At 66.7% G+C, this 10,483-nt stretch carries 13 protein-coding genes; 11 read left to right on the top strand and 2 right to left on the bottom strand.

Annotated elements, in window-relative coordinates:
• Together AC04L7_RS05785 and AC04L7_RS05780 are read left to right on the top strand one after the other, a co-directional pair.
• Nucleotides 1–1,611 (top strand): S9 family peptidase (locus AC04L7_RS05785; RefSeq protein WP_475512666.1); only part of this gene is annotated, 1,611 nt, incomplete at its 5' end.
• Between the two features lie 25 nt (nt 1,612–1,636).
• Entirely contained in the window at nt 1,637–2,068 is a 432-nt protein-coding gene (locus AC04L7_RS05780) for a cytochrome c oxidase assembly factor Coa1 family protein (protein WP_436000652.1), read from the top strand.
• 57 nt (nt 2,069–2,125) lie between these two features.
• On the opposite strand, the gene AC04L7_RS05775 is transcribed toward AC04L7_RS05780, so the two are convergent.
• The gene (locus AC04L7_RS05775; RefSeq protein WP_296278905.1) at nt 2,126–2,587 is read right to left on the bottom strand and encodes a hypothetical protein; all 462 of its coding nucleotides are present in this window, start codon (nt 2,585–2,587) and stop codon (nt 2,126–2,128) included.
• A 131-nt stretch (nt 2,588–2,718) separates the two neighbouring features.
• Here AC04L7_RS05775 and AC04L7_RS05770 point away from each other — a divergent pair, with 131 nt between their 5' ends.
• The 4 genes from AC04L7_RS05770 to AC04L7_RS05755 all read left to right on the top strand — a co-directional run bounded on the left by AC04L7_RS05770 (nt 2,719) and on the right by AC04L7_RS05755 (nt 5,609).
• Nucleotides 2,719–3,738, top strand: coding sequence for a chorismate transformation FkbO/Hyg5 family protein (locus AC04L7_RS05770; RefSeq protein WP_436000655.1), 1,020 nt, complete (start codon nt 2,719–2,721; stop codon nt 3,736–3,738).
• Nucleotides 3,739–3,810: 72 nt separating this feature from the next.
• Nucleotides 3,811–4,059, top strand: coding sequence for a hypothetical protein (locus tag AC04L7_RS05765; RefSeq protein ID WP_299345547.1), 249 nt, complete (start codon nt 3,811–3,813; stop codon nt 4,057–4,059).
• A gap of 97 nt (nt 4,060–4,156) precedes the next feature.
• The gene (gene hemB / locus AC04L7_RS05760) at nt 4,157–5,146 is read left to right on the top strand and encodes a porphobilinogen synthase (protein WP_436000657.1); all 990 of its coding nucleotides are present in this window, start codon (nt 4,157–4,159) and stop codon (nt 5,144–5,146) included.
• 1 nt (nt 5,147) lies between these two features.
• The gene (locus AC04L7_RS05755; protein WP_475512665.1) at nt 5,148–5,609 is read left to right on the top strand and encodes a GNAT family N-acetyltransferase; all 462 of its coding nucleotides are present in this window, start codon (nt 5,148–5,150) and stop codon (nt 5,607–5,609) included.
• Between the two features lie 46 nt (nt 5,610–5,655).
• Here the strand turns inward: AC04L7_RS05755 and AC04L7_RS05750 are convergent, their stop codons facing one another.
• Entirely contained in the window at nt 5,656–6,402 is a 747-nt protein-coding gene (locus tag AC04L7_RS05750) for an outer membrane protein (protein ID WP_436000659.1), read from the bottom strand.
• A gap of 309 nt (nt 6,403–6,711) precedes the next feature.
• Between AC04L7_RS05750 and aroE the strand changes: the two genes are divergently transcribed.
• From aroE to AC04L7_RS05725, 5 genes are all read left to right on the top strand, one after another.
• Entirely contained in the window at nt 6,712–7,560 is an 849-nt protein-coding gene (aroE, locus tag AC04L7_RS05745; RefSeq protein WP_436000661.1) for a shikimate dehydrogenase, read from the top strand.
• A complete protein-coding gene (locus AC04L7_RS05740) occupies nt 7,557–8,342 on the top strand; it encodes a hypothetical protein (protein ID WP_475512664.1) in 786 nt (261 codons plus the stop codon). Before aroE ends, AC04L7_RS05740 begins: the two co-directional genes overlap by 4 nt.
• A gap of 161 nt (nt 8,343–8,503) precedes the next feature.
• Nucleotides 8,504–8,866, top strand: a complete 363-nt coding sequence (locus AC04L7_RS05735) for a hypothetical protein (protein WP_436000665.1) — start codon at nt 8,504–8,506, stop codon at nt 8,864–8,866.
• A 60-nt stretch (nt 8,867–8,926) separates the two neighbouring features.
• Nucleotides 8,927–9,784, top strand: coding sequence for a class I SAM-dependent methyltransferase (locus tag AC04L7_RS05730; RefSeq protein ID WP_436000667.1), 858 nt, complete (start codon nt 8,927–8,929; stop codon nt 9,782–9,784).
• A gap of 86 nt (nt 9,785–9,870) precedes the next feature.
• A partial coding sequence (locus AC04L7_RS05725) for a ThuA domain-containing protein (protein WP_475512667.1) occupies nt 9,871–10,483 on the top strand: 613 nt, incomplete at its 3' end.

The following is a 10,483-nucleotide window of genomic DNA, read 5'->3' as shown; positions in this document are numbered from 1 at the left end:
GAAATGGACCGCCACACCGGCTACTGGTGGGCACCGGACGACTCGGCCATCGCCTTCGCCCGCATCGACGAGGCACCGGTGCCGCTGGTGAAGCGCTATGAGGTCTATCCCGACCGCACGGAGGTCGTCGAACAGCGCTATCCGGCAGCGGGCGATGCGAACGTACTGGTTCAGCTGGGCGTGATTGCGCCGAAAGCGAGTGCCAGACCGCAGTGGATCGACCTGGGCACCGAGAAGGACATCTACCTGGCCCGCGTGGACTGGCGCGATCCTCAGCGCCTGACCTTCCAGCGCCAGTCGCGCGACCAGAAAACGCTCGACCTGATCGAGACGACGCTGGCAACCGGCAAGCAACGCACGCTGGTGACCGAAACGTCGAAGACTTGGGTGCCACTGCACAACGCCTTGCGCTTCCTGAAGGACGGACGCTTCCTGTGGTCGTCGGAGCGCGATGGATTCGAGCATCTTTACCTCGTATCCGAGAACGGGACTTCGCTGTCGCAGCTGACCCGCGGTGACTGGGTCGTGGACAGCCTGCTGGCAGTCGACGAGGGCAATGGCCTGGCGTACGTCAGCGGCACGCGCGATGGCGCCGCGGAAACCCACGTCTACGCCGTGCCGCTGACAGGCGGCGAACCGCGCAAGCTGACGCCTGCTGCGGGCGTGCACACGGCCAGCTTCGCCCGCAATGCCAGCGTCTTCGTCGACAGCTGGTCCAGCGACACGACGCTGCCGCAGATCGAACTGTTCAAGGCGGACGGCACGAAGCTGGCGACGCTGCTGGAGAATGATGCCGTCGACGCCGGGCATCCGTACGCCAAGTACCTCGCCGCGCACCAGCCGACCACGTTCGGCACGCTGACGGCGGCCGACGGCAAGACGCCGCTGCACTACAGCCTGATCAAGCCGGCCGGCTTCGACCCGAAGAAGAAGTATCCCGTGGTGGTGTTCGTCTACGGCGGCCCTGCCGCGCAGACCGTCACCCGCGCCTGGCCCGGCCGCAGTGACGCCTTCTTCAACCAGTACCTGGCGCAGCAGGGTTATGTGGTGTTCTCACTGGACAACCGCGGCACCCCACGCCGTGGCGCGGCGTTCGGCGGCGCGCTCTACGGCAAGCAGGGCACGGTGGAAGTCGACGACCAGCTGCGCGGCGTCGAATGGCTGAAGGCGCAGTCCTTCGTCGATGCAAAGCGCATCGGCGTGCACGGCTGGTCCAACGGCGGCTACATGACGCTGATGCTGCTGGCCAAGCACAGCGAAGCGTATGCCTGCGGCGTGGCGGGCGCGCCGGTGACCGACTGGGCGCTGTACGACACCCACTACACCGAACGCTACATGGACCTGCCGAAGGCGAACGCGGCGGGCTACCGTGGAGCCAGCGTCTTCACCCACCTGGGCGGCCTGCGCTCGAAGYTGCTGCTGATCCACGGCATGGCCRACGACAACGTGCTGTTCACCAACTCCACCAAGCTGATGAGCGAGCTGCAGAAGCGCGGCACGCCGTTCGAACTGATGACGTACCCTGGGGCCAAGCACGGCCTGCGCGGCAGCGACCTGCTGCATCGCTACCGGCTGACCGAGGATTTCTTCGCCCGTTGCCTCAAGCCCTGATTCCACTCACCCCGGGAGCACTGCGATGTCGACGCCCGTCCCCGCCCAGCCCGGTTGGTGGCAACGCAACTGGAAATGGTGCGTGCCCGTGCTGGGTGCGCTGCTGCTGGCGCTGTCTGTCGCGGTCGTCCTCGGCGGCGTGGCGCTGCTGCTGGGAGCGATCAAGTCCTCGGGCGCCTATCAGCATGCGCTCGCGCGGGCACAGTCTGATCCTGCCGTCATCGCTGCGCTCGGCGAACCGATACGTGCGGGCTGGTTCGTGCAGGGAAACATCAGCACCAGCGGAGCCAGCGGTGACGCCGACCTGGCGATTCCCCTCGACGGCCCGCGCGCGGATGGCACGCTATACGTGGTGGCCGAAAAACGCGCAGGCGAATGGCGCTACGAGACGCTGGCAGTGAAYGTCGACGGCGGCGAGCGGATCGTGCTGGAGGGCGAGTCGGCCACTTCGCCCTGATCCCTGAAATGAAGAAGGCGGCCGTCCGCCGCCTTCGTTCGGGCGTTCTGGCTCCGACTAGCGCTTCGCCGCCGGCTCCGGCACCACGATCGACGCATCCACCGGCGTCCCCGGCGGCACGTAGATCGCGACGCCCGCGGCCTGCTTCTGCGTGGTGGGGATGCCCATGCTGACGCCGCCGCCGGAGTGGCGGCCGTAACTGCCGGCGCCCACCGACATGCCGACCGGCGAGCCACTCGAGCCCACGCCGATCAGCACCACACCGTTGGCGCCGAGGGCGGCGGCTTCGCGCTTGAGGCGCGCCACGGCGGCGTCGGTCTGGCCCTGGGTACCGAAACCGACCGCGCTCTTCGATTCCAGCTGCGCGATCTCCAGTGCGCCGGCCGGTGCCGTGCGGTAAACCTGCACCTGCGACGGATCGATGGCGGGGCGTGCCTGCCCCAGCATGACCTTGGAACTGCTGGCGCACCCGGCGGCCAGCAGCATGGCGAACACGACGGGGATGGTGCGGAACGTCATGACGGCTTCTCCCTGGGAACCCCGGCGATCTTCCGCCGCATGCCCTGAATGTTGGCACAGCCTGCGCCTGCCGGGCGTGACGGGATGGGCGGGTTATCATTTCGCCCCGACATGCCCCTGTTTCCCGCACGATGAGCTCCGCTCCCGACCGTCCCTCCGCGCCGCAGCGGTTGGCCGTCGACTACATCCACGCGCCGACACCCCATGCGTTGCTGGGCCTGCCGGAAACGCTCGCCGTGTTCGGTTTCGGCGCCCTGGCGCCGGTGACGTCGGCTATCGAAGATCCCCGTTACCTGCGCGTGCCGTTGTCGCCGCTGCGCGAAGCCGCCGCGCCCTTCGAGGTGTGGCGCGCGGCCGGACCCGTGGCCACGGGCCGGGACGGCGCGGTGCGCTACAGCCACGATGGCACCCTGATGTTCGGCGCAGTGGAGTGGGAAGAGCCTGCGGGCGGCATCCTGCAGGCCAGCGCCCATGCCTATGCGGCGATGGCGGCGTTCTGGCGCCAGAGCGGCTATCCGCACCTGCTGCGCATCTGGAACTACTTCGACGCCATCACCGACGGCGACGGCGATGCCGAGCGCTACCGGCAGTTCTGCGTCGGCCGCGTGCAGGGCCTGGGCGAGGTCGACACGCGCGTGCTGCCAGCGGCGACCGCGATCGGCAGCCGCGATGGCCGGCGCGTCCTGCAGGTCTACTGGCTGGCGGCGCGCGAGCCCGGCCTGCCGCTGGAAAATCCCCGTCAGGTCAGCGCGTATCGCTATCCGCGGGAATACGGCCCGCAATCGCCGACCTTCGCGCGTGCGCTGCTGCCACCGTCGCCGCGCGTGCCTCTGCTGCTGTCGGGTACGGCCAGCATCGTCGGCCACGCCTCGCAGCATGCCGATTCGCTGCGCGCGCAACTGGATGAAACCCTGACCAACCTCGACAGCCTACTCGGTGCGGCGCGCGAGCATGCGCCGTCACTGCCGCCGCACATGGATGCGAGTTCGCGGCTGAAGGTCTACGTGAGCGATGCCGGCGACGCCGAGGCGGTGGCCGCCCAGCTGGAAGCGCGCCTCGGCACGCGCGTGCCTTGGCTGATGCTGCACGCCGACGTCTGCCGGCGGGAACTGCTGGTCGAGATCGAAGGCATGCATGGCGTGACGGGTTGAAGCCGTCGTTGCTCGTCCGCATAGTGGGTCCATGAGGCGCCACGTCGCGCGCCGTGTCGGGGAGCATGTGCGATGGGACTGATCAGCCTGCTGTGGGGCATCGTGGCGATGATCCTGATGATCCTCGCCCTCATTCCGCTGCTGGGGGCCGCGAACTGGCTGGTGATCCCCTTCGCCGCCGTCGGCGCGATCATCGCGGCGGTCGGCATCCTGTTCACGCGGACCGGGAATCGCGGCCGCGCCAAGGCCGGGCTGGTGCTGAACGGCATCGTCATCGTGGTCGGCATCATCCGCCTGTCGCTGGGCGGCGGCGTCATCTGAGGCCCTCGCGGACGCAGCGTTCCGCACTGCGACCGCCTGTCGCAGGCCCGCCCGCGGGACACCGGCGTATCATTCGCCGCTCTGCCAGGAGCCCGTGATGGCCTACCCCTACACCCGCCCGCGCCGCATGCGCCGCGACGAGTTCTCGCGCCGCCTGATGCGCGAGAACGTGTTGACCACCGACGACCTGATCTATCCCGTGTTCGTGCACGAGGAGAAGGGCCGGGCGCCGGTGGCGTCGATGCCGGGCGTCGAGCGGCTGTCCATCGACGAACTGCTGCGCGTGGGCGAAGAAGCGCTGGAACTCGGCGTGCCGGTGCTCGACCTGTTCGGCGTGCCGGACCCGGCGGCCAAGACCGCCGACGGCCGCATCGCCTGGGACGAGGACGGCATCATCCCGCGCGCGATCCGCGCGCTGAAGGCGCGCTTTCCCGAACTGGGCGTGATGACCGACCAGGCACTGGACCCGTACACGACGCATGGCCAGGACGGGTTGATCGACGACACCGGCTACATCCTCAACGACGAGACGATCGAGGCGCTGGTGAAACAGTCCCTCGCGCACGCCGCCGCCGGCGTGGACATCCTCTCGCCCAGCGACATGATGGATGGCCGCATCGGCGCGATCCGCGAGGCGCTTGAGAAGGCCGGCTACATCAACACCCGCATCATGTCGTACGCCGCCAAGTACGCCAGCGCGTTCTATGGCCCGTTCCGCAGCGCGGTGGGCAGCGCCGGCAACCTGGGCAAGGGCAACAAGTTCACCTACCAGATGGACCCGGCCAACTCGAACGAAGCGCTGCACGAGATCGCGCTGGACCTGGACGAAGGCGCGGACATGGTGATGGTCAAGCCGGGCCTGCCGTACCTGGACGTGATCCGCCGGGTGAAGGACGGGTTCGGCGTACCGACGTTCGCGTACCAGGTCAGCGGCGAGTACGCGATGATCAAGGCCGCCGCCGCGAATGGCTGGCTGGACGAGAAGGCCTGTGCACTGGAAGCACTGACCGCATTCAAGCGCGCGGGCGCGGATGGCGTGCTGACCTACTTCGCGCTGGATGCGGCGCGCTGGCTGCGGGCCAACTGACATGATCTCTGTCGTCATCCGCGATGCGCGGCATGACGATGCGGCCGAACTGGCACGCCTGTGCACGCTGCTCGCCTATCCGGTCGACGTCGCTGCCATGGCGAAGCGACTGGATAGCCTGCTGGCGTCGCCGACACATGCCGTGAGGGTCGCTGCGTCGCCGGACAACGACCGTCGCCTGCACGGCATGGTGGCGGCGGAGTGGCGCCTGATGATCGAGTTCGGCATGCGCGCAGAAATCACGGCGCTGATCGTGGACACGCAGGTGAGGCGTTCAGGACTGGCACGACGGCTGGTGGACGCGGCCTGCGAGTGGATACGACGTCAGGGCGGCAAGGATGTCTTCGTCCGCTCGAACATCCTGCGCCCGGAGTCGCATGCGTTCTATCCGTCCGCTGGCTTCGCGCTTGCCAAGACGCAGCATGTCTACGTGCRGCAGCTGGAGACATCCGTCGGGGCATAAAAAAACGGGAGCCTGCCGGCTCCCGTTTCTGTTTTCTGTTTCCGGATCAGAACCGCGCTTCGACGCCCAACGTCACCGTGTCGGCGCGGTTGAAGTCGCAGTCGTAGGTGTAGTCCTCGTCGCAGTCGCTGTCGTAGTAGTCGTCCGCGTAGACGAACGCGGTGTAGCCCAGCGTCAGGTTGAGGTGGCGGTTGATGTCCACTCCCACCGCCAGGCCGGCATAGCCGCCATCGGTGGAGAAGTCACCGCCGCCCGGAACGTCCTGTTCCGCATCGAAATAGCCGCCCCGGACCATCATGAACCACGGGCTGTCGCCGAAGCTCATGCGGGCGTTGGCGCCCAGCGCCTTGTACGTGGCCTTCGGGTAGCGCCAACCGCCGTCGGTGGTTTCGTCCAGGCGGCCCGCCGACAGCTCGACGCCTACCTGGGTCCAGGGACCTGCCTGCCAGCGGTAGCCCGCGCTCATCGCCAGCGCATCCTGCTCGACATCCTCGTAGATCCATCCCTGGCCCACCTGGGCGCCGATGAAGAACCCGCCGTTGTCCCGTCCCTCGCGGACAGGCGCGGGTGCGGCGTACGGTGCGGGCGCGGCATGGGCAGGCGCCGGAGGCGGTGCTGCGGGCGCCACGGGCGCGGCAGGCGCCGGGGTGGTCGGCGTCACGGGCTGGGCGGGTACAGGCGGCGGCGTTTCCTTTTTCCGGAACGCGTCGTAGGCCGGCGAGATCGATTGCGCTTGCGCGTGCAGGGCGAAGGCCGCCAGCGCGAGCGGCAGGCAGCGGAGCAGAGGCTTCATGAGGTTTTCCCTTTCGGTGGTGGTGGAATCCCCGCGTCCTTGCGGTACCGGCGGGGCGGATCGGTGAATCGTGAGCATCCTTGCCGGAAGCTTGCGCGCGGACTGCGCGCTCCGTCGTCGGTCGACGCAAGGCCCGCAGTGACAGCGTTTCGATGGGAGGCGACCGGTACTCCCCGTCCGGCCTGCCGTCGCCTCGATCCCTGGCGCGCCCTCTTCGGCGGCGGCACGGTGCAGCGCACCGTCGCGCCTGTCAAGCCGACGCGGGCGCGCGTAGACTGCGGACAACGACTGCAGACGGGGATCCGCACCATGACAAGCCAGCGCTACGCCGTCTTCGGCCATCCCGTCGCCCACTCGCTGTCGCCGCGCATCCACGCCGCATTCGCGCAGCAGGTCGGCATCGCGCTGGACTACACCGCCATCGACACCGCACCGCACGATTTCGTCGCGACGCTCGACCGGTTCGCGGGCGACGGCGGCATGGGTGCGAACGTCACCCTGCCGTTGAAGGAAGCCGCTTTCGCGATCTGCGCGCAGACCAGCGATCGCGCGCGGCGCGCCGGTGCGGTGAACACGCTGACCCGCCGCGACGGCCAATGGCACGGCGACAACACCGACGGCGCCGGCCTGGTGCGCGACCTGACCGGCCGCCACGGACTGGACCTGCGCGCGCGGCGCGCCCTGCTGCTCGGCGCCGGTGGTGCGGCGCGCGGCGTCGCGCCCGCCTTGCTGGATGCCGGCATCAGCGAACTGATCATCGTCAACCGGACCGCGGAACGGGCCGATGCCCTGGCCGATGCGCTGGGCGAACCGGATCGCGCGCACTCCCGCTACTGGGACGACCTGCGCGATCTCGGCGACTTCTCGCTGATCGTCAATGCGACCTCCGCCGCGCGCCAGGACCAGGGTGCGTTCTCCCTGCCGTTCACCCTGGCCACCCCGCGCACGCTGGCGGTCGATCTCAACTATGGCGAGGCCGCGATCCCGTTCCTTGCCTGGGCCCGCGCGGCCGGTTGCCACGATGCGGTGGACGGGCTCGGCATGCTGGTGGAGCAGGCGGCCGAAGCGTTCGAGCACTGGCACGGCGTGCGCCCGGAGACCGATGCGGTCTATGCCGCGCTGCGCGACAAAGACAAGGTGCTGGTGACGGCGGATTGAAGGCTGGCCTGCTACGCGGACTCGCATGCGGAGGGCTGTTCGCGCTCTCGTTCGCTGCGTCGGCGGACGACGGCGCCTCCACTCTCGCTCCCCCACTGAGCGCGTGGGTCGAGATTCCCGTTCCGCCGGAGGCATCGCACGAAGATCGACTTGTCTGGGAGTACGCGGGCAGCTATTCGCCCGTGTCCTGGCGGGTGGACCAGCGCGACGACGCCATTGTCGCCATCCGCCTGTCCCACTCCAGCCCGGCGGCCGGCCGGCCCTCGTTCCTGCCTTCGCCCGGCCAGTACGATGACGGCGTCATCGTCCAGCGTGTCGACGATGGTTGGCTGGTGGCCTTCAACAACGGGGAGTTCGGCGCCGTGCTGTACTGGTACAGCGTCGATGGGGCGACGCGTTATCCCGTGTCCTCCGACCATGTCGTGGCGTTCTTCGAATGGAAGGACCGATGGCATGCCATCGAAGGCCTTGCGCACCTGGGATCGTCGCGAGGCACTGTGGTCGCGCTCGACAAGTCCCTGGACAGGTGGCAGGCCACGACGCTCATGCACCTGCCCGGTGCTCCCCTGACCGTCTCCGTTACCGAACGCGACGACCTGCTGATCGCCCTGCACGACGCCTTGGTGCGTGTCGACGCAACGTCCGGCCTGCATATGGTTCTGCCAAAGGCACCCTGGCGCTTTTTCCACCCCGTTCTTCGGCCTGGGATGAGCGCGCGGGCTTGCTGTACATCGGCATGCGGCAGTACGTGGCGCGTTACGAACCGGCGACCTCGACACTGACGATGCTTGCGCCTTCGCCCTCGGCCATCCACCACCTCACGCCCGACGAAGAACGTCCCATCCGCCGCCAAGCACGACAGACGACAGACGAATGAACCCGGCAGGGTGAAGCCGTGCCTGGCTTTGCTATACATTGGACGTCCATCGGCACGGAGACATGCATGGACGGATTCCTCACCCAGTTGCTGACGATGCTCGGCTACCAGTTGCCCGACCTGCTGGCCTGCGTGGCCGGTACCGCGATGCTGGCGATGTGGGCGCCACCGGCACCCGGTCGCAAACTGGCGCTGGCCGGCATCTCGCTGATGCTGCTCACCACCGTGCTGCGCGGCGCGATGAGCGTGTGGCAGGCCTGGGTGATCAACCACGCGACCGATGGCTATGCATCGGTGAGCGGCATGATGGGCCTGTTCAGTGCCCTCGGCATGCTGATCGGCCTCGTCTCCGCCGTCGGCCTGGTCATGCTGGCCTGCGGTGCCTGCAAAGCGATGGCGCATGTGCAGAATGACGAGGTACTACGGTAACCCAGTCGATGTGTTGGTCCTATTACTGCATCGCTCACGAAGGCCAACGTGGAGGCTCTCATGAATCGCAAAGAAAAGATGCTTCAGGGACTTGATCTACGCCACATGACGGGCATTGAAGTGGGACCTCTCGACAAATCGCTCGTGAAGAAGAGCGAGGGGACGATTTTCTATGTCGACCATTGTGACACCGCCGAACTAAAACGCCGATGGTCTGCAGACCACCGCATCAACTTGGAACTTCTCCATGTAGATGCGGTATGGGGCGACAATACACTCAACGCGGCGGTGGCAAGCGCTGCTGATGGAAGCGGTGCAACCTGGGCCGGCGCCGACTACCTTTTAGCCTCCCACGTAGTGGAGCATGTCCCGGACTTGGTTGCGTGGCTTCAAGAAATACATGATGCCTTACGACCCAGCGGCCTCGTTCGTCTTGCAATACCAGACAAGCGGTACACTTTTGATTATCTAAGAGAGACGACAACGCTCGCTGACGTTCTCACGGAACATCTTCGGAAGCGTCGCAAGCCAAGCGCCTCTCGCATCCTGGATTTCGCGCTGAATGCGGCGGAGGTCAATTGCGCTGAAGCGTGGAGAGGGGCGCTGGATGTCTCCCTTCTAAAGCGGATGTACTCTGACGAAGGAGCATATGCGATAGCTGCGGATGCTGAACATCATGATACTTATCATGATGTTCATTGTTGGTCCTTTACACCCGGCTCGTTTGCATCTCTCATGAAGGAACTTTCCTCGATGGGACTTTTGTCAATGGAGTGCGAATGGATAATTCCTACTCAAATGGATGATCTCGAATTCTTTGTCGGGATGCGACGCAACCCGTCACTAGTCGAATGCTGCGACAGTTGGACACGCGCGTGCTTTAGCTTGGAACAATCTATGGACACGAACTCGACTTGAACCGTTCTCGCTTCGCTTTTCAGGAATTAGTACGGAACAGGTTGGTGAAATCACAAAGAGTGGCCGTGACGCTCCCGGTGAAATGCTTGTTAGCAATACTGCTTGGCTTCGGTTCCCTTCCGGCGGTCGCACAGGGCGCTTTCAAGGTACTGGTCGTCGCCATCCCCAACCGTTATCACCATGACTACGCCGTGGTCGCCAAGCCGCAGTTCGAACGCATGGCGCAGGTGCACGGCTTCGACCTGACCTGGTCGTGGAACAGCACGCCGTTCGACGGCGACCTCTCGCCGTATGCGGCCGTGGTGCTCCTCAACACGCCGGGCGATGAACTGAAAGGGGCACAGCGCGGCACGCTCGAGGCCTACGTCCGCGCCGGGGGCGGCGTGATGGCGGTGCATCGCGCACTGATCTTCAATCCGCCCGGCGAGTGGCCCTGGTTCGAGAAACTGATCGGCCGCTCGTTCCGGGTCCACCCGATGGTGCAGACGGCGACGGTGCGCGTGGACGATCCCTCGTTCCCGGCGACATTCAACCTGCCGTCGCGCTGGATCTGGACGGACGAGTGGTACGAATTCCATGACCCGCTCGTGCCCGGCCTGCGGACGGTGTTGAGCGTGGACGAGTCCACCTACGACCCGACCCGCATCTGGCCCGGGCAGGTGGCGCGGGGCATGGGCAAGGATGGGCATGGGCAAGGAT

This window comes from Pseudoxanthomonas sp. LjRoot204_2, from assembly GCF_056175765.1.
The sequence above is the reverse complement of the archived record's forward strand: the minus strand, read 5'-3'. Positions and strand labels throughout refer to the sequence as shown.

Bases quoted from the DNA above. Each gene is read 5' to 3' on its own strand.
- AC04L7_RS05775 (WP_296278905.1), bottom strand. From the start codon at position 2,587: ATGACGTTCCGCACCATCCCCGTCGTGTTCGCCATGCTGCTGGCCGCC.
- AC04L7_RS05770 (WP_436000655.1), top strand. From the start codon at position 2,719: ATGAGCTCCGCTCCCGACCGTCCCTCCGCGCCGCAGCGGTTGGCCGTC.
- AC04L7_RS05765 (WP_299345547.1), top strand. From the start codon at position 3,811: ATGGGACTGATCAGCCTGCTGTGGGGCATCGTGGCGATGATCCTGATG.
- hemB (WP_436000657.1), top strand. From the start codon at position 4,157: ATGGCCTACCCCTACACCCGCCCGCGCCGCATGCGCCGCGACGAGTTC.
- AC04L7_RS05750 (WP_436000659.1), bottom strand. From the start codon at position 6,402: ATGAAGCCTCTGCTCCGCTGCCTGCCGCTCGCGCTGGCGGCCTTCGCC.
- aroE (WP_436000661.1), top strand. From the start codon at position 6,712: ATGACAAGCCAGCGCTACGCCGTCTTCGGCCATCCCGTCGCCCACTCG.
- AC04L7_RS05735 (WP_436000665.1), top strand. From the start codon at position 8,504: ATGGACGGATTCCTCACCCAGTTGCTGACGATGCTCGGCTACCAGTTG.
- AC04L7_RS05730 (WP_436000667.1), top strand. From the start codon at position 8,927: ATGAATCGCAAAGAAAAGATGCTTCAGGGACTTGATCTACGCCACATG.